General features: G+C 49.5%; 18 protein-coding genes, 1 other RNA gene and 1 pseudogene. 15 read left to right on the plus strand and 5 right to left on the minus strand.

Annotated elements, in window-relative coordinates:
- Window positions 1–77: 77 nt before the first annotated feature.
- Complete coding sequence (locus ACZ5ZV_RS19325; RefSeq protein WP_464118841.1) at window positions 78–821, minus strand: hypothetical protein; 744 nt, start codon at window positions 819–821, stop codon at window positions 78–80.
- Window positions 822–1,008: 187 nt separating this feature from the next.
- Here ACZ5ZV_RS19325 and ACZ5ZV_RS19330 point away from each other — a divergent pair, with 187 nt between their 5' ends.
- On the plus strand, window positions 1,009–1,572 hold the full coding sequence (locus ACZ5ZV_RS19330; RefSeq protein ID WP_464118842.1) for a dihydrofolate reductase family protein: 564 nt from the start codon (window positions 1,009–1,011) through the stop codon (window positions 1,570–1,572).
- A 19-nt stretch (window positions 1,573–1,591) separates the two neighbouring features.
- On the opposite strand, the gene ACZ5ZV_RS19335 is transcribed toward ACZ5ZV_RS19330, so the two are convergent.
- A complete protein-coding gene (locus tag ACZ5ZV_RS19335) occupies window positions 1,592–1,957 on the minus strand; it encodes a hypothetical protein (RefSeq protein WP_464118843.1) in 366 nt (121 codons plus the stop codon).
- Between the two features lie 361 nt (window positions 1,958–2,318).
- Between ACZ5ZV_RS19335 and ffs the strand changes: the two genes are divergently transcribed.
- The 9 genes from ffs to ACZ5ZV_RS19380 all read left to right on the plus strand — a co-directional run bounded on the left by ffs (window position 2,319) and on the right by ACZ5ZV_RS19380 (window position 9,011).
- Window positions 2,319–2,417: signal recognition particle sRNA small type (ffs, locus tag ACZ5ZV_RS19340), an RNA gene on the plus strand.
- Window positions 2,418–2,464: 47 nt separating this feature from the next.
- On the plus strand, window positions 2,465–4,282 hold the full coding sequence (gene dnaX, locus ACZ5ZV_RS19345; protein ID WP_464118844.1) for a DNA polymerase III subunit gamma/tau: 1,818 nt from the start codon (window positions 2,465–2,467) through the stop codon (window positions 4,280–4,282).
- 13 nt (window positions 4,283–4,295) lie between these two features.
- Complete coding sequence (locus ACZ5ZV_RS19350) at window positions 4,296–4,619, plus strand: YbaB/EbfC family nucleoid-associated protein (RefSeq protein WP_464118845.1); 324 nt, start codon at window positions 4,296–4,298, stop codon at window positions 4,617–4,619.
- 54 nt (window positions 4,620–4,673) lie between these two features.
- Window positions 4,674–5,288, plus strand: coding sequence for a recombination mediator RecR (gene recR / locus ACZ5ZV_RS19355; RefSeq protein ID WP_464118846.1), 615 nt, complete (start codon window positions 4,674–4,676; stop codon window positions 5,286–5,288).
- Window positions 5,288–5,881 (plus strand): GTPase MglA, encoded by a 594-nt coding sequence (mglA, locus tag ACZ5ZV_RS19360; RefSeq protein ID WP_011166041.1) that lies wholly within the window; start codon window positions 5,288–5,290, stop codon window positions 5,879–5,881. The genes recR and mglA overlap by 1 nt, the downstream gene beginning before the upstream one ends.
- Before the next feature lie 250 nt (window positions 5,882–6,131).
- Window positions 6,132–7,097, plus strand: a complete 966-nt coding sequence (gene nadA, locus ACZ5ZV_RS19365) for a quinolinate synthase NadA (RefSeq protein ID WP_464118847.1) — start codon at window positions 6,132–6,134, stop codon at window positions 7,095–7,097.
- A 25-nt stretch (window positions 7,098–7,122) separates the two neighbouring features.
- A complete protein-coding gene (locus ACZ5ZV_RS19370) occupies window positions 7,123–7,653 on the plus strand; it encodes a 4'-phosphopantetheinyl transferase family protein (protein ID WP_464118848.1) in 531 nt (176 codons plus the stop codon).
- Between the two features lie 69 nt (window positions 7,654–7,722).
- Window positions 7,723–8,115, plus strand: coding sequence for a hypothetical protein (locus tag ACZ5ZV_RS19375; RefSeq protein ID WP_347358502.1), 393 nt, complete (start codon window positions 7,723–7,725; stop codon window positions 8,113–8,115).
- 149 nt (window positions 8,116–8,264) lie between these two features.
- Entirely contained in the window at window positions 8,265–9,011 is a 747-nt protein-coding gene (locus tag ACZ5ZV_RS19380) for a P-loop NTPase family protein (protein ID WP_464118849.1), read from the plus strand.
- A 3-nt stretch (window positions 9,012–9,014) separates the two neighbouring features.
- Here ACZ5ZV_RS19380 and ACZ5ZV_RS19385 read toward each other — a convergent pair whose 3' ends face one another.
- The 3 genes and pseudogenes from ACZ5ZV_RS19385 to katG form a co-directional block, all read right to left on the minus strand.
- The gene (locus tag ACZ5ZV_RS19385) at window positions 9,015–9,650 is read right to left on the minus strand and encodes a hypothetical protein (protein ID WP_464118850.1); all 636 of its coding nucleotides are present in this window, start codon (window positions 9,648–9,650) and stop codon (window positions 9,015–9,017) included.
- Between the two features lie 94 nt (window positions 9,651–9,744).
- Entirely contained in the window at window positions 9,745–10,485 is a 741-nt protein-coding gene (locus ACZ5ZV_RS19390) for a L,D-transpeptidase (RefSeq protein WP_464118851.1), read from the minus strand.
- Window positions 10,486–10,674: 189 nt separating this feature from the next.
- Window positions 10,675–12,885: pseudogene (katG, locus tag ACZ5ZV_RS19395) on the minus strand (catalase/peroxidase HPI).
- A 394-nt stretch (window positions 12,886–13,279) separates the two neighbouring features.
- On the opposite strand from katG, the gene ACZ5ZV_RS19400 reads away from it, so the two are divergent.
- The 5 genes from ACZ5ZV_RS19400 to ACZ5ZV_RS19420 all read left to right on the plus strand — a co-directional run bounded on the left by ACZ5ZV_RS19400 (window position 13,280) and on the right by ACZ5ZV_RS19420 (window position 16,231).
- Window positions 13,280–14,863, plus strand: a complete 1,584-nt coding sequence (locus ACZ5ZV_RS19400) for an FG-GAP-like repeat-containing protein (protein WP_464118852.1) — start codon at window positions 13,280–13,282, stop codon at window positions 14,861–14,863.
- 92 nt (window positions 14,864–14,955) lie between these two features.
- A complete protein-coding gene (locus ACZ5ZV_RS19405) occupies window positions 14,956–15,309 on the plus strand; it encodes a transporter substrate-binding domain-containing protein (protein ID WP_464118853.1) in 354 nt (117 codons plus the stop codon).
- A 62-nt stretch (window positions 15,310–15,371) separates the two neighbouring features.
- Window positions 15,372–15,725: a hypothetical protein gene (locus ACZ5ZV_RS19410; RefSeq protein ID WP_464118854.1), complete on the plus strand. Its 354-nt coding sequence runs from the start codon at window positions 15,372–15,374 to the stop codon at window positions 15,723–15,725.
- Window positions 15,726–15,902: 177 nt separating this feature from the next.
- Window positions 15,903–16,046 carry a hypothetical protein gene (locus tag ACZ5ZV_RS19415; RefSeq protein ID WP_464118855.1) on the plus strand — a complete coding sequence of 48 codons (144 nt, stop codon included), beginning with the start codon at window positions 15,903–15,905 and terminating at the stop codon, window positions 16,044–16,046.
- Complete coding sequence (locus ACZ5ZV_RS19420) at window positions 16,043–16,231, plus strand: hypothetical protein (RefSeq protein ID WP_464118856.1); 189 nt, start codon at window positions 16,043–16,045, stop codon at window positions 16,229–16,231. Before ACZ5ZV_RS19415 ends, ACZ5ZV_RS19420 begins: the two co-directional genes overlap by 4 nt.
- The last annotated feature ends 22 nt before the right edge of the window (window positions 16,232–16,253 follow it).

Genomic DNA, 16,253 nt, shown 5'->3' on the forward strand with positions numbered 1-16,253 from the left:
GCCTAAAGAACAAACTAAAAGAGGAGCCCGTGAAGGCTCCTCTTTTTTTATTCCTTTACGTGCCAAATTCTTTACATTCAAGATCCACAACTTTTGCCCCAGGTGTTGGCTGTTTTATCGCCCACACCGATATGCAAAGAGGCGCTGCCATAATGACCAATGGCTCTCAGGCGCTTGGCCTTGCGCATTTTGCAAAGCTCTTTAAAGGCGCGGTCCGCTTCGCTGTTGCTGGCAAATCTGACGTCGATGGATGTTCCATAAGGATGTCGACCAGCGGCCCCGCCCACGTTTTTATTATAAGGTTCAGGTCTCCACCAATTATAGATCTGACTGATCTTAATTCCCTTGGCGGAAAGATCCTGCAAAATGCGCACTCCCGCAATCGGATACTTCCAGGTGCTTTCGTCGGGATGAATCAGATTATGCACCTGACTGGAGCCATAGGTGCAGCGGAAGGTGTTCACACTTTTCGGGTTCGGACGAATCACCTGATCACACCAGAAGGAACCATTGGTTTCCTTTGAGCACTTCTGCAAAAACTCTTCTTTTTTGGAGAGCCCGAGATTGACCTGAGTTTTCTGCGAAGAGGACGCCTTCACACATCCCAGAGCCTGAATTTCTTCTGAGATGCCGAAATCATCATGAACATGATCAGCGATATCCTCACCGTCTGTCATAGCTGTGTCGGTTGTATCTGTCAGATTTTGATTTTCGTTTTGCATGGAAGACGACTCAACGTAGTCGTTGGCTCCCCCTTGGCATCCCAGCAAACCCACTCCCAGAGCAAGAACCAAGGCGACGGTATTTTGTTTCAATGTCATCTGAACCCCTTCACTGCCGTTTAGCAGGCGAGTGTCAGACTACATTGCTTACATTTTTTTCATCTACAGGACTGGGCAAGATCCGGAACAAAGGACAGGCTAAAACGAGTGATGTTTTGGTAAATCCCGCTTTTCAAGGTACATTCGTCAGAAAGAAAACGAGATTACTCAGAAAAAGGCAGGACCAATGGCGAAGCTGAGCGTTTTTAATCTGATCACTTTGGATGGATACTTCAAGGGGCCTAACGAAGATATCAGCTGGCACAACTTCGGCGAAGATGAACAGGATCTGTCTGACGAAAAATCCAACAGCGGCAACACCCTGGTCTTCGGCAGAAAAACCTACGAGATGATGCAGAGCTATTGGACCTCTAAGGATGTGTGGAAAGACGACCCCTTGACCACCCAGGGAATGAACAGCTCAAAGAAGATCGTATTTTCAAAAACCCTGCGTGAAGCCACGTGGGAAAACACAACTCTGATAAACGGGGATCTGCTGGCAGAAATCAAGCGACTCAAGGCCGAAGACGGACCCGACATGACCATTCTGGGAAGTGGTCAAATCATCGCTCAGCTGGCCGAGGCAAATCTGATTGATGACTACTCCATTTTGTTAAATCCGTTGGCACTGGGCGAAGGCACAACCATGTTCCAGGGATTGACTCGCCCACTCCGATTGAAGCTGGTTTCGGCAAAAACCATGAGAAGCGGAAATGTCCTGCTAAACTATAAAAAGATTGAGCCTCTTTAGAAGTAGCTGGAAATTTCTACTACTTGATACGCGTCTTGATCTTCACTTTACTTTGAGATCGGCACGTGGACTCCATAGAAACTGTGGCGCACGTCATCTTCCCACAGTTCAGGGTCAGAACCTGGTTTTCTTTATTCAGCTCTTTGGTTTCAGCCTTCCAATCAGCACAGGCCTTCTTCCAATTCAAACGAGCATCTTTCAAAAGCGGAGCCGCATCCCCTTCGATCTCATCTTCACTGGTGACAACTTCATATTCATTTTTAGCTTTGGAGCCTTTTGTAATTTCAATCGTCGTCTCTCCATCCGCAGGAATGTCTTTCACCCCCATGGTCTGAGCAAAAGCAAAAGAACCCAGCAAACAAGAAACCAATACCATCTTCAACATACGAATCACCTCACATTCCTAAATGCTCCCCCACCCCCAACTAAACAGCAAGCCACGACCCACCCTCCCACAAAACTCCCCAGCGGCGCCCCATAGGGGCCAGCCTGCCAAAAAACACCACCACCCCCAAATTCCATACTCAAAACCAGAGATAACGTCGGCATAGAAGTAAGTTTGGGGGCAGATCCCCGGAGTGGGACCTCCAGCGGGGCCCGGACGGCCCGAACCGGGGCCAAGGGCCCCGGCGCTGGCAGAGCCCGGAAGGCGTGTCCCACGGAGCGGGAGCTGCCCCCAAACTTACTTCTATGCCGCACCCAGTTATCGAATGTAATCCCCTCTCCAATGGGTTACATCCAGCGGTGGCCGGGTCCCATACAATAGCTCTCTTGACGAATCCCGCTAGGTCCGGAAGGAAGCAACGGCACTCGAGGGACTATGTGATATGGGGTGCTCGGCCGCTTTTTTATCTTTCGCGCGAACCGAGAAACGAACTGTCAGGGGTGGGTTTTGTCTTATCAGGTGATTGCACGCAAATGGCGTCCCCAATCATTTACCGACGTTGTCGGGCAAAATCATATTACCCAAACACTTTCCAACGCTTTAAAAAACGGCCGCCTTCCGCATGCTCTGCTTTTCACCGGCCCGCGTGGAACTGGAAAAACCTCTTCAGCTCGTATTCTTGCCAAAGCTCTTCGCTGTCCCAATGCTCAAAACTTTGTTCCCTGCAACGAGTGTGATTCCTGCCAAGAGATCGCCGGCGGTTCCAGCATTGACGTGATCGAAATCGACGGAGCCTCCAACAACGGTGTGGATGCAATCCGTGAACTTCGCGACACTGTGGCGTTTATGCCCTCCAGTGGTAAATACAAAATCTATATCATCGACGAAGTGCACATGCTTTCCACCAGCGCCTTCAACGCCCTGTTGAAGACTTTGGAAGAGCCGCCTTCGCATGTGGTTTTCATCATGGCGACAACCGAGGTGCACAAGATCCCGCAAACGATCTTATCCCGCTGTCAGCGTTTTGATTTCCGTCGTATTTCCACCCGCTCTATCACTGAGCGCCTGAAGCTGATCTGTGATCGCGAAGGTGTGACGGCAGAGGATGAAGCCCTGTGGGTGGTGGCTCGTCAAGGTGACGGGTCCATGCGTGACTCGCAAAGCTTGCTGGATCAGGTGATCACCTTTGCCAATGGTCCGCTGACTCGTGCCAGTGTTGTTGAAATCCTGGGCCTGACAGACCGTGCGTTGCTGTTTGAAACCTTGAATGCACTGATTGATCGCAATTCTCAGGCGATTTTGAAAGTGATTGAAAAGATCGCAGCCGCGGGCTTTGAGCCTCATTTATTTTCGCAAGATCTTCTGGAAATGATTCGCAACCTGCTTTTGATCAAAGTGTCCGAAGCGCAAGCGTCTCAGATTCTGGAAATGCCTGACTCTGAAATGCAAGCCTTAAGCGAAATGGCGGGGCGTCTTCCTGAAGAAGACATCCACATGCTTTTCGACATGGCCTTAAAGGGTGGCAACGACATTCCGCGCGCCCAAGATCCTCGTATTGTTCTGGAAGTGACTTTGCTTCGCATGGCTTCGGCTCCCAAACTTGTGGACCTGAAGACCTTGTTGCAAGGTGGAGCTGCAACCCCTCAAAGCGCAGGTGGTGCCCGGCCTTACGTTCCGCCGGTAGCCCCCACAGTCAAAGGTCACGATCGCATTGAAGAAGCCCAAAAAGTTTTAGACGGTCCCAAAGGACTGGAGGCCATGAAGGCGGCTTTGAACAAAGCCAAGCCTGCGGTATCATCCCTGTCGACACAAAAGCCTGCTGCCACCACCTCGGCAACAGCGCCCAGTGCTCCGGCACCTGCCCCAGCCCCCCAAGCCGCGCCAGTTGCGGAAAAACCGAAGTTGGCCACAGGGTCTTCTGCCACAGAACGCTGGGTGAACTTTGTGGAACTGCTTCGCCAGGACGATGCTTTGTTCGCTGCCAAAGTCGAAAATCTTCTTTTTGTGAAAGAAGAAGGAAAGCTGATCAGCCTTGGCGTTCCTGTGAAATTGGCCTTCCTGAAAGACCAAATGGCCGACGCCCAAGTGCGCAAAAAACTACAGGGATTTATTGATTCATACTGGGGTGCTGGGTATTCTTTTGAGGTATTAATGAGTCGTGATCAGGTCGGAGAATCCGCCCAGGCCATCCAGCAGAAAAAAGTGCAGTTGGCCGAGGAAGAGCTTCGCAACAAGATCAACGAAAACCCCATGGTCAAGGCTGCACAGACCGTGTTCAAGGGGCAGATCAAGTCCATCGTTGAACTAAACAAACGCGGCCACTAAAAAGGAGAATTCTATGAAGGGTATGCCCGGCGGAATGGCTCAGTTGATGAAACAAGCCAACCAAATGCAAATGAAGATGAAAAAAGCCCAGGATGATCTTGCCAAGGCTGAATACGAAGCAACTTCTGGCGGTGGCGCTGTAAAAGTAAAAGTGAACGGCAACCACATGATCACTTCTTTGAACATCGACGCTGAAGTTTTGAAAGCCGGCGACGTGGAAATGCTTCAGGACATGATCCTGTCTGCAGTCAACGAAGCAGTTAAAACAGCTCGTGATACTTCCGCAAAAGAAATGGAAAAAATCACTGGCGGTTTGAATATCCCAGGAATGTTCTAGGCCTGTGGCCACAGTGCTGAGGGCACCGACCGGTGTCCGAAGCTGGAGTAGCTAGTGTTACATATCTCTGCCCTTGAAAAATTAGTCCACGAGTTGAGCCGTCTGCCTGGTATCGGGCCCAAGACTGCTCAACGTCTGGCTTATTTCATCTTACGCACGGGGAACGAATACCCAGAGCGTTTGAGCGAGGCACTTTTGCGTGTGAAGGCCGAGGTGCATGACTGCCCTCGCTGCTTTAACTACACGGACACGGACATCTGCCGCTACTGCGAAGATGCGCACCGTTCGGACGAATCCATCTGCGTGGTGGAGGAGCCGGCGGACATCATGCGTATTGAATCTTCCGGCGCGTTCCGGGGGCGTTACCATGTCTTGCACGGGGCCATTTCCCCGCTGGAAGGCATCGGTCCTAAAGAGTTGAAAATCAAAGAGCTGATCGACCGTGTTGATGATGGTTTGAACGGCACCGGTCCGGTTATCAAAGAAGTCATCCTCGCATTGGATGCCGATCTTGAGGGCGACACCACGATTTTGTACCTGGCAAAGCAGCTGCAAGGCAAAGGTTTGAAACTTTCTCGCATTGCCCATGGAGTTCCTATTGGCAGCGACATCGATTTCATAGATGATAGAACTATGGGTCGTGCCCTGCAAAACAGAGTGGAGCTGTAATGTCCTTTATTAACTACAATGCCAAAGAGATTCACTGCAAAGTCGTGTATTACGGCCCTTCCCTGGGCGGTAAAACCACGAACATTCAGTGGGTTTATCAAAAAACGGCCGAGGATCAAAAATCCAAGCTCGTGGCATTGAACACGGATATTGAGCGCACCTTGTTCTTTGACTTCCTGCCTTTGAACGTCGGCGACATTCGTGGCTTTAAAACCCGCTTCCACCTTTACACTGTTCCTGGTCAGGTGGTTTATGATGCTTCCCGCAAGCTGATCTTAAAAGGTTTGGATGGCGTGATCTTCGTGGCGGACTCTCAAATCGAACGTATGGATGAAAACCTGGAATCCCTGCGCAATCTTGAGAGAAACTTGGAACAACAAGGCTATGACATCCGTGAGATTCCTTTGATCATGCAATACAACAAGCGTGATCTGCCGAATGTCGCATCCTTGGCAGAGCTAAGAAGTGCTCTGAACCCTTATAATGCTCCTGAAATCGAAGGCTGCGCCTCTGAGGGCCGTGGCGTCTTTGAATCCCTGAAAACTGTTTCCAAATCCATTATCAACGTCCTCAAAGGCGGAACGACTCTTTAGAACAAGACCGCTGGGCTGGCTTAAAACAAGCTTTGCCCTTCGGACAGTCCTCGCGGACGCCATCCCTTTGGGATTGGCTGCTGTGGAACTTGGGCAAAACTTGTTTTAAGCCATCCCAGCTATTTGCTCTAACTTCATCTTGGTGTGTGGGGATCATGGTTGGACCTTTGTGGGGTTGCTTTTTGTGCCTGTCGTGCTATATGAGCTTTTTCTGTGTTCATCTGGGTTACAATAAGGCCCGAGGTTGATTATGGCTTATGATATTGCTGCTGATATTCAGCGACTTAAAAAAGAGAAAAACGCGGTTATTCTGGCTCACTACTATGAAGAGGGTGATATTCAAGACATCGCGGACTATGTCGGTGACAGCTTCTATCTGGCCAAGATGGGCCAACAGGTTCAACAGGACACCATTTTGTTGGCCGGCGTTGTCTTCATGGCTGAAAGTGTGAAGATCCTCAACCCTACCAAAACAGTTCTGGTTCCGGATATGGAAGCCAGTTGTTCTTTGGTCAAAGGGGCTCCTTACGACAAGTACCTGGCTTGGCGTCGTCAGCATCCCGATGGGATTGCGGTGACTTACATCAACTCCAGCGCGGAAGTGAAATCCATCTCTGATGTGATCATCACTTCTTCCAACGCTCAACAGATCGTCGAATCCATTCCCAAAGATCGTAAGATCCTGTTTGGGCCGGATCAGCACCTGGGTCGTTGGCTTTCTAAAAAACTCAATCGCGAATTCGTGTTGTGGCCGGGCGCTTGCGAAGTGCACGTGCTGTTCAACGCCAAGAAATTGTATGAGCTCATTGCCCAGCACCCAGATGCGGTTGTGATTGCGCACCCTGAGTGTGATGAATCCGTATTGCAATATGCTTCTGTCATCGGCTCCACTTCCCGCTTGTTGGAAGAGGTTCAAAAGAATCCGGCCAAGAAATTCATCGTCGCAACGGAAACTGGGATCTTCCACCAGATGCAAAAGCTGCGTCCTGATGTGGAACTGATCCAAGCTCCTGTTTTGGATTCAGGTTGCTCTTGCAACAACTGTCCTTACATGAAGATGAACTCCATGGAAAAGATCAAGTACGCGCTTGAGACCTCCAAACCTCAAGTGGGTCTTGATGAATCCCTGCGCCTGAAGGCCAAAGTGTCTTTGGATCGCATGATGGATATCACCAGCGGCAAGCCCGTGACTTGGCCCGCGGAATTCACTGTTTAATTTTCACCCCAAGGACTCACTGCCGATGATTTTCTCTGAAAGCACAATTGAGTCCTTCCAAAAGATCCTTCACTGCCCCAGCTTACAGATTTTTGCGCATCCGGATTGGGGCAGTCACAATCCCAACCACCGGGGTCTCTTGCGTGCCGAAATACAAAAACGCACTCAAGGCAAAACACTGTATCACTCCGTCTCTCACACCCACGACCTGGGCATGTTTGCTCTGTGCGACTCCCCGATTGGAGTGGACTTAGAAATCACCTCCCGCGTGCAGGAGAAGGTCGTGGCACGTGTCTCTTCTGAAGAAGAACTCCGCCAAAGCCCCAGTGCGGCCGCCTTGTGGTGCGCAAAAGAGGCGTGTTTTAAAGCGCTTAAAATCTTCGAGCAACCGTCGGTGGTTTCACGGATTTCTATAGGGGACTGGCAAAATATTGATTCTCAGACTGAGACATTCACTCTTACGAACGCCACAGAGTTTAAATCCTCCTCTGAAGGGCGCGGAGTTGTCAGGCAAATTTCACAGTGGAGCTTCTGCTTTTTTGTAATTCCCTCTTAACTTTGGTCGAGTCCTGCCGAAGAGTCTTATAACCGACACTAATGTAGTTTGTTTCAAGGTAGGTGAAAGATGGGAAGTACAAAATACAACCGCAGAGTGGCTCCAAGGACCGAAGTCTCTCCCATTCATATTTCGTATCTCACATCACTGGATGACTTTGCCAAAATCGCAAAGAACAGTGAGATCATCGAAGCTTCTTCAACAGGACTTTTGCTTCTGATTAAACGCGAAGACCTGATTCCGTCAGCTCTTCGTAAGAATCTGAATTTGGACTGTCTGATTGGCGACCGGGTCTTTATGCACCTGGAAGAAATGAATCTGGAAATCTCGGGTGTGATCACACGCACGCAGCTTCTGGGTAAAAAAGGTTTCCATGTCGCGATTGACTATTCAGAGGAAGCTCCCGAGTACTGGCGCGAATGTCTGATGGACCTTCTGCCTCGTCCGGGTGAGCTGGATTAAATCACTGCCAAAACCACTTGTCGCGGGATCTTCGGATCCCGCGACTCTTTTTCGAAGGCGCAAGAATCCTGCAATATTTTCAATCAGACGCCATTTGAATAGTCGATCCGCCAGAGTTTTGTTTACTATCCCGGCCCATGAAGATTTCTTTGGCCCTTCTTATTCTCACCATTTTGTGGCCCGCTCACATCGTCATCAGGCACTCGTTGTGCCCGGCTCTGCTGCCAGCTGCGGCTTTGAGTGAAAAGGCATCTTCCCAAGAAGAAATCTCTGAAATCCAGTTCCATCAACTACTGGATCTGTTTGCACAAAATTATTCCGACCTTATTTTCGAAGGCAGCTGGGCCAACAACACTGTCAATGCCCAAGCTCTGCGCTTTAGTGACATCCGCTTGGTGGTGATCTATGGCGGCTTGGCTCGACATCCTTCGATGACCTTGGACAGTTTGACGTTGATGATCTGCCACGAAGTCGGTCATCACAAAGGTGGCGCCCCCTATTTCCCCGACATCCATGGCAATGTCAGCTGGGCCTCCGCTGAAGGGGCGGCGGATTATTACTCTGTTCAAGGGTGCTTCAATCAAATAGCGCAACAACTAAGCTCATCACCACAACAGGTTGCAAGCAAAGATGAGATGTTGCTGGAGCAGACTTGCATGACTCAGAACCCGCAGATATGTCCTCGAGCTCTGCTGGCCGGGTTGATCACAGCAAAGCTGCAGTGGACAGTTCTGCCGAACAACGATCCCTCTCCCAGTCTGGAGAAAGCCGAGACAGACATCGTTCAGACAACCTTGTTAGACTATCCCAGTCCCCAATGCCGCCTGGATACGTTCCGCGCCAGCGCTCTGTTAAAAGAGCGCCCGGCCTGTTGGTATCGTTCTGAAGAGTTTTAAAGACTAAAGATCCGTGAAAGTCGGAAGACCAATTTCAGAGACCAGCACCACAGAATAATGCGGAGGCAGGAACCAGCTCAGAGCCTCAGCAATGCCCTGATGTTCTTTGGTTGGAGGATTCCCCAAAGATTCCAAAGAAAATGCCAGATCATAGTGCTTACGATCCTGACTCATCACCAGAATGCGCGGACGAAGAACGCCCTGATCACGGAAGAATTCTTTTAAAATATTACGAACATACTGCGGAAGATACTGCGGAGAAGGCGGCCCCGCGTGCAAGCCCTGACCTTTTTCCATTTCCACGCTGCCCACCGAAGCCTGTGCCGCCTCTTGATAGAAACGACCGGTTTCCTTGAAGTTCCAAAGCATGCCGTAGGTGAAAACATAATCCGGATAGGATTTGCGTGGATTGACAACCAAACCCACACCTTTCATCGCTGCCCACTGCATGACTTTGTTCGCAGGCTCTGTGGCGTCTTCACCGGTTTCAACCAAAAGATACGGCCAGCCGTCCGGCCCCTGCTGAGGAGTTTCCACCAAAAGCTTGATGTTGCCCTGAGTGACGGACATGAAGAAATCAATCTCCCACTGGTGATCACGTTTTTCATCGGGCACATTGACGATTTCAATCAGGTTCATGGAAAGCTCCTAAAAACAAAAAAGGCCGGGATAACCCAGCCTTTTTATGTCCGTTTAGGGAGCAGGTCAAGCCACGCTCCCCTGTGGCGTGATACTAGTATTCCTCAACAATCACGATTGTTTCGTAGCCCTGTTCATAGCGAACTTTGCCGTATTCATCACGTTTAGGCTGACCCGTGCGGGTATCCAGAACCGGCACAGAACCCTTGCCCGCGGCAGTGACCGCACGGTGGATTGTTTGGATCTGAGCCTTGTGAACACGCACGCAACCAGAAGAAGCCCGCTGACCCAACATAGCCTCGCCGGCCGCCTCACCACCAGAAAGATCCGGCGGCACCTGATGGATCGCCAAACCACGAGTTTCATTGAAGAACATCGCATAAGGCATCTGGAACTTGGATTCGCCAGAACGGTAGTTGTAACCGTGAACGCGCTTGATTGCATAGAATCCGCGGGTTGTGTGTCTCCAGTGAGAAGACGTGGTGCCCTTGAAGATCTTGTTCACAACACCACGAACTTTGCTGATGTATTCCAAATCCTCTCGGCCTGTGGAAACATAAGTGGAAAGCTGAAGCTGGCGGTTTGTATAAAGACGCAACGTCTGCGCCTGAGGCCCTTTCGCCGACTTATTGATAACAATCACATTGGTGTACTGGCTCAGGTAAGTTTCGCCGCGAAGATAGGCTTGTTCATTGAACAGACGACCGCGAGGTGCCTCGTATGAATCCTCAACCATCAGTCGGCGCTCCAGCTCGGAGCGAGATTGCGCAAAAGCATTGAAAGAGGCCAAGGTGGCAACCAAAAGCAGGCCGAAAATAGCCATCATACGATTCATGAAGTCTCCCCATCTGAAATTATTGCCGTTAGCGAGGCAAAATTCGTCTTTTTGATGGGTCAGCTATCTAGCAGAAAGATTACAGGGATCGAACATATATTGCGCGTTGTGTAACATTTCGTCAGAAAATTTTTACACACCTTGCGAAGAAAGCCGGGCCTCCCAAGAAGAGGCCCGGCTCAAAACCATTTATTTCAGATCAAAACGGTCCAACATCATGACCTTGTCCCAGGCCTTAACGAAGTCATTGGCAAACTTCTCTTTACTATCGGCGGAAGCATACACCTCAGCGATTGAGCGCAGCTCAGAGTGAGATCCAAAGATCAGATCCACCGGTGTGGCCGTCCACTTCACAGCATCCGTCTTTCTGTCGCGACCTTCATAAAGACCGTCTTCAGAAGATTTTTGCCACTTCGTCGACATATCCAGCAGGTTCACAAAGAAGTCCGCGCTCAAGGCACCCGGCTTCTGAGTAAATACCCCGTGTCTTGAATGGCCCGAGTTAACATCCAGAACACGCAGACCTCCTAACAGCACCGTCATTTCTGGAACCGTCAAGGTCAGCATATTCGCACGATCCACCAAAGCCTCTGCCGGAGAAAGATAGTTTCCTTCGCCGTAGTAGTTACGGAAAGCATCAGCTTTCGGCTCCAGAACGCTGAAGGATTCCACGTCTGTCTGCTCCTGAGTGGCATCCATGCGGCCTGGCTTGAATGGCACAGTCAACTTATAGCCGCCCGCCTTGGCTGCGTTTTCAACACCGACGGCTCCACCAAGCACGATCAAATCCGCCATTGAAATTTTTCTGCTGCCCTTGTTAAAGCCTTTTTGAATTTCCTGAAGCTTCGCGATGACTTTAGAGATCTCTTGCGAATCATTCACTTTCCAGTCTTTCGCCGGAGCCAGCATGATGCGCGCTCCATTGGCGCCACCACGTTTGTCCGTCCCACGATAGAAGGCCGCTGAAGCCCACGCCGTGCGGATGAGATCTGAATTGCTAAGACCCGAACTTGCGATCAACTTTTTAAGGTGTGCCACCTCAGCGCCACTCACAAGTTTATGATTGACAGCAGGAATTGGATCCTGCCACTTGAAGATCTCCTTAGGAATATCCTTCCCTTGATAGCGCGCACGCGGGCCCATGTCTCTGTGAGTCAGCTTGAACCACGCTCGCGCAAATGCGGCTTCGAACTCCTTGGGATTATCCAGGAATTTTTTGGAAATCTTGTTGAAGGCAGGATCTTCTTTCAACGAAAGATCCGTCGTAAACATAATCGGTGCATGACGTTTATTCGGATCATGAGCATCAGGCACCTGATTGGCAGCCGCGCCCCCCTTCGGAATCCACTGCGTCGCACCCGCCGGGCTCTTGGTCTTCACCCAGTCAAACTGGAAGAGGTTCGCAAGATACATCATTGAGAATTGAGTCGGCGTCGGAGTCCACGCACCTTCCAGACCACTGCTCACGGTGTCTTTACCGCTGCCTGTACCACATTTGTTTTTCCAACCCAGGCCCTGCTCTTCCAACGGCGCTGCTGATGGCTCTGCCCCCACACACTTGTCCGGTCTGTGAGCGCCATGCGCCTTACCGAAAGAGTGGCCGCCAGCGATCAAAGCCACGATCTCTTCATCATCCATCGCCATTCGGCCGAAGGAGTCACGAATGTCCTTGGCTGCCGCGATCGGATCCGGATTGCCATTCGGGCCTTCAGGATTCACGTAAATCAGACCCATCTGCACCGCCGCCACTGGCGACTTGTCCAAACGGCCTTCTTTATTGCGACGTTCATCGCCCATCCACTTCTTCTCAGCTCCCCAGAAAACAACATCCGGTTCCCACTGATCTTCACGACCGCCGGCAAAACCGATGGTTTTGAAACCCATGGATTCCAAAGACACGTTGCCCGTGAGAATCATCAGATCCGCCCAGGAAAGACTTTTGCCGTATTTTTGTTTTACCGGCCACAGCAGACGGCGGGCTTTGTCCAAATTCACGTTGTCAGGCCAACTGTTCAGCGGCTCAAAACGCTGCTGACCACTTCCTGCGCCACCGCGACCGTCACCCACTCTGTAAGTGCCGGCGCTGTGCCACGCCATGCGAATGAAGAACGGGCCATAGTGACCATAGTCTGCAGGCCACCAATCCTGAGACGTCGTCAGGACTTTAGCGATGTCCTTCTTTACTTCTTCCAGGTTTAATTTATTAAACTCTTTTGCATAATCAAAGCCCTTCCCCATTGGGTCAGATTCAACGGAGTGTTGACGAAGAGGAGCCAGATCCAGACGCTCAGGCCATCAGAACTTATTGGTTGGAGCTTGCTGAACATTGACGTTTTTATCTGAGGACGCTGCAAATGCAGACCCAGCGTGAAGGCTGAGAGCGATAAGAGCGGCGCCCATAAGCGGTTTTTGCAACACTGATGTTCTCCTTTGTGATTATAAAATCGGTTGTTTGGCCTCTCTAGTGTTTGCAAACCTCTATAGAATGTAAAATTGATTCTCCCTAATGATCGATAGAGGAAATCTATTTATTTTCTGTCCCCATAATTTTTATCTAATTTTTGGCCGCAACTTTTGCAGGCCTCAAGTTTGTCTCAAGCCAAGACATCCGCCGGGGTCCTGTAAAAGGATTCCCAACATTTCTTCCTCACTGCATATTTAAGCTTTTGATATTGCTTGTAGTTCTTAAAACAGGACCAGCCCTTAGACAATGTAAACAGAAGCGACGCTCCTATGCACTCAGATGCTTATAACCTGGCACCCAGGTTGCTTAACGAACATTACGGGGGAATCAATGAAGTTTAAAAATGGTGCTTTCATTCTGGGCTCAATCACTCTGGTCACCACCTTTCAAAACTGTGCGCCACAACAGGTTCAGTTCGCCGACATGGCCTCCCTGGAGTCAGCCGGAATTCCCGAAGCACCCATCTGCCGTGAGATGATCACAGAAGAAGTCAAACCCACTCTGGACTATGCGTGGGACCCCGAAGCCAGTTTGCTTCCGGAATACAAACAAGTCATGGCTGCTCCTGTTGTGGGAGATCTGGATGGCGACGGCACTCCAGAAATTCTATTCGTCACATTTAAAAATGGAGCCTATGAAAGCGACGGCATCTTGCGTGTGATCAACGGTCGCACAGGTGAAACCAAATGGAGCGCTTCAGAGGACAGTATTCGCCCTTATGCTTCGACATCCCCTCTGCTATTGGATATTGATCGCGACGGCCGTCCTGAGATTTTCTATCTTCAACAGAAGAAGAACTCCATGGTTGCCCTTAACAATGATGGTTCTCTGCGCTGGACTCTGGCTTTGCCGACGGCGCTGGGTGGATGCAAAGGTGGTTTTGCCGGAGCTCAATTTTCGAGTCAGGCTGGATCTTCAATCATTGCCGGTAATTACATTGTCTCTGAAGATGCTTCGAAAAAACCCTCTGTCTCTTTCCGTTTGGATGAGCAGACAACTTCCTGTGACACCTATGCAACCAGCCTGAGCACAATAAAAGGCAGTGCACCTTATATCGTGAGCAACACCGCTGTATACGACGAAACAGGCAAAAAGCTTTGGTCCTTCAAACGCACGGGCACACCGGCTTCCGCTGATTTGATGCCAGAAACAGCAGAGCTTGAAGTCGTTGTCACGGGTGGTGGCTATCTGACGATCTATAATGGTCTTACCGGAGAAATCCTTTCTGACAAAGCATTGGCAGAACATTCTGATCTTATCTGTAGGCTGGACGCCCAACAGCGTCCCGTTATTGGCGGCGGCCAGGCTTCGATTGGCGATTTTGATGGTAAGTCAGACACTTTGGAGATCGCCATTGCGACAGGGAAATCACTGACTATCTTTGATAACTATGGAAATAAAATCGCTGGCAGCGTGACCCAGGACTGCAGCTCTTTGGTTACGGGCATCACATCTTTCGACTTCAATGGCGATGGCAAACCGGAAATCATCTATGGCGACGAACAATTCCTGCGTATCTACGAAATGGACAAATCCGGCGACCTGAAAGTTGTTTGGTCAACCATCAACCCTTCAGGTACTTTACGTGAATATCCAGTGGTGGCCGACGTGAACGGCGATGGCTATGCAGAATTGGTGGCGGTGGCCAACAACTATGGCGTGAGAGGTCTGTACAAAGTAGATGCAGAAAAAGAGATCGCCCAAACCATCACAGGCCTTCGTGTCTTCAAGCCCGCCACCGCAGGCTCGTGGATGCCAAGTCGTAAAGTCTGGAATCAGCATGCCTACTTTAACTCTCACATCAATGACGATCTGACTGCGAATGCCTCAACCATGCTGAATTCAACCAGCGGTAAGTCGTTTAAAGTCAACTTGCAAGGTCGCAGCACGACGATCACTTGTCGCGAGAAATAAAATCAGGTGTTAAACACCAAATTGGAAATCCATAAAAATCACAAAGAGCTAATTTAGATAGCCTCTGTAGGGTTCTGAACATAAATTAACTTATGATCAAAACCCTGTGCTTTCTTTGTCTCTGCTTAAGCATAAATGCCTATGCTCAGCCGTATAGGATCACAGGCAGCCCGTCATATCCGCCCGTATCGTGGCAGAAAAGCGCTACCGCCTTAGAGGGCGTGGGGGTAGACCTGGCTCATCAGCTATTCAAAAGCTTGAAGTTCGATTACAGGGTCAGTTATTCAGGCCCCTGGAAACGGGTTCAGAAGTTGGCAGAAGACGGCCACGTTGATTTTTTAATCGGGCAGCACAAGACAAATGAAAGACTGGTCTATCTTGATTACCTTGAGCCTCCTTATTTGAAGGACAAGGTTGTTATTTTTTTCGTAAAGATGCGGGAATAAAATCAATTCAGGATCTTTATGATAAACCCGGAGCAGGTTTAATTGGTGATGCAGGAATCGGGTTGTTTAAAGACTATCTGACCGAAAAGAATATCAACTACAAAAAGAACCTGTATGAAGTCCCCGATATCGAATCTGTTTTTAAACTATTAGAGGCAAACCGAGTTCAATACACTGTCTACGGCCTTAATGCAGGGCTGTGCTATATCAAGAAGTCCAAAGTGATTTCCTACATGGACACCCCCTTCCCCGAAAGAGAAATCTATTTTGCCATTGCCAAAAAATCCAAGTTGATAAGTAAGAAAAAAGAAATTGAAACTCAATATGCCGCCCTTCTCAAGAAGGTGGATATAGATAAAATGGTAAAGGTTTATCTGGAAATCTGGTCCGCAGAAGCCGACCATCAGAGGAAATAAAACACAGCCATGAGATGGCTTTTCAATTTACTGGAGGGGGAAGGACAAATAAAAAAACCACCTGGTGGGTGGTTTTTTTAAATTTCTTAGAAGAAATTTGGTAGGCCCGAGGCTAATGTAGTCGAACCAACCGAGTTCACTCTAAGAAGAGTTTATGCGGTTCAGTGGAAAAAAACAATGCCCAATCCCCTTGAGCTGGCAAAACTTTATCGGGAACAGGGCCTTACCCAGCGTCAGATCGCCGAAATCTACAAGATTCGGCGATCAACGGTGGCCATGGCTATTCGGCGCTGTGAAAAAGAAAGAGGTTCGGTCGCATGATGAAATTTATTGCCGCAATAATTAAAATTGGAATCGTGCTCGCTTTTGCGGGCCAACTCAAAACAATGATTTTAGTTATGGCCGGGAATGCAGCCACCGCCCAGAAGAATATGATTTCATATTCGAAATACACACGAGCTTTGACTTCAGATTCAGCTCCAAGAAAAAAGGTTCAACATCGTTGAACCTTTTTGATCGAAATTTGGG

Source organism: Bdellovibrio sp. HAGR004, assembly GCF_055397015.1.

What these genes read in the sequence shown, in the direction of transcription:
- ACZ5ZV_RS19325 (WP_464118841.1), bottom strand. Translation starts at nt 821, where the DNA reads ATGACATTGAAACAAAATACCGTCGCCTTGGTTCTTGCTCTGGGAGTG.
- ACZ5ZV_RS19330 (WP_464118842.1), top strand. Translation starts at nt 1,009, where the DNA reads ATGGCGAAGCTGAGCGTTTTTAATCTGATCACTTTGGATGGATACTTC.
- ACZ5ZV_RS19335 (WP_464118843.1), bottom strand. Translation starts at nt 1,957, where the DNA reads ATGTTGAAGATGGTATTGGTTTCTTGTTTGCTGGGTTCTTTTGCTTTT.
- ACZ5ZV_RS19350 (WP_464118845.1), top strand. Translation starts at nt 4,296, where the DNA reads ATGAAGGGTATGCCCGGCGGAATGGCTCAGTTGATGAAACAAGCCAAC.
- mglA (WP_011166041.1), top strand. Translation starts at nt 5,288, where the DNA reads ATGTCCTTTATTAACTACAATGCCAAAGAGATTCACTGCAAAGTCGTG.
- nadA (WP_464118847.1), top strand. Translation starts at nt 6,132, where the DNA reads ATGGCTTATGATATTGCTGCTGATATTCAGCGACTTAAAAAAGAGAAA.
- ACZ5ZV_RS19370 (WP_464118848.1), top strand. Translation starts at nt 7,123, where the DNA reads ATGATTTTCTCTGAAAGCACAATTGAGTCCTTCCAAAAGATCCTTCAC.
- ACZ5ZV_RS19375 (WP_347358502.1), top strand. Translation starts at nt 7,723, where the DNA reads ATGGGAAGTACAAAATACAACCGCAGAGTGGCTCCAAGGACCGAAGTC.
- ACZ5ZV_RS19385 (WP_464118850.1), bottom strand. Translation starts at nt 9,650, where the DNA reads ATGAACCTGATTGAAATCGTCAATGTGCCCGATGAAAAACGTGATCAC.
- ACZ5ZV_RS19390 (WP_464118851.1), bottom strand. Translation starts at nt 10,485, where the DNA reads ATGAATCGTATGATGGCTATTTTCGGCCTGCTTTTGGTTGCCACCTTG.
- ACZ5ZV_RS19400 (WP_464118852.1), top strand. Translation starts at nt 13,280, where the DNA reads ATGAAGTTTAAAAATGGTGCTTTCATTCTGGGCTCAATCACTCTGGTC.
- ACZ5ZV_RS19405 (WP_464118853.1), top strand. Translation starts at nt 14,956, where the DNA reads ATGATCAAAACCCTGTGCTTTCTTTGTCTCTGCTTAAGCATAAATGCC.
- ACZ5ZV_RS19415 (WP_464118855.1), top strand. Translation starts at nt 15,903, where the DNA reads ATGCCCAATCCCCTTGAGCTGGCAAAACTTTATCGGGAACAGGGCCTT.
- ACZ5ZV_RS19420 (WP_464118856.1), top strand. Translation starts at nt 16,043, where the DNA reads ATGATGAAATTTATTGCCGCAATAATTAAAATTGGAATCGTGCTCGCT.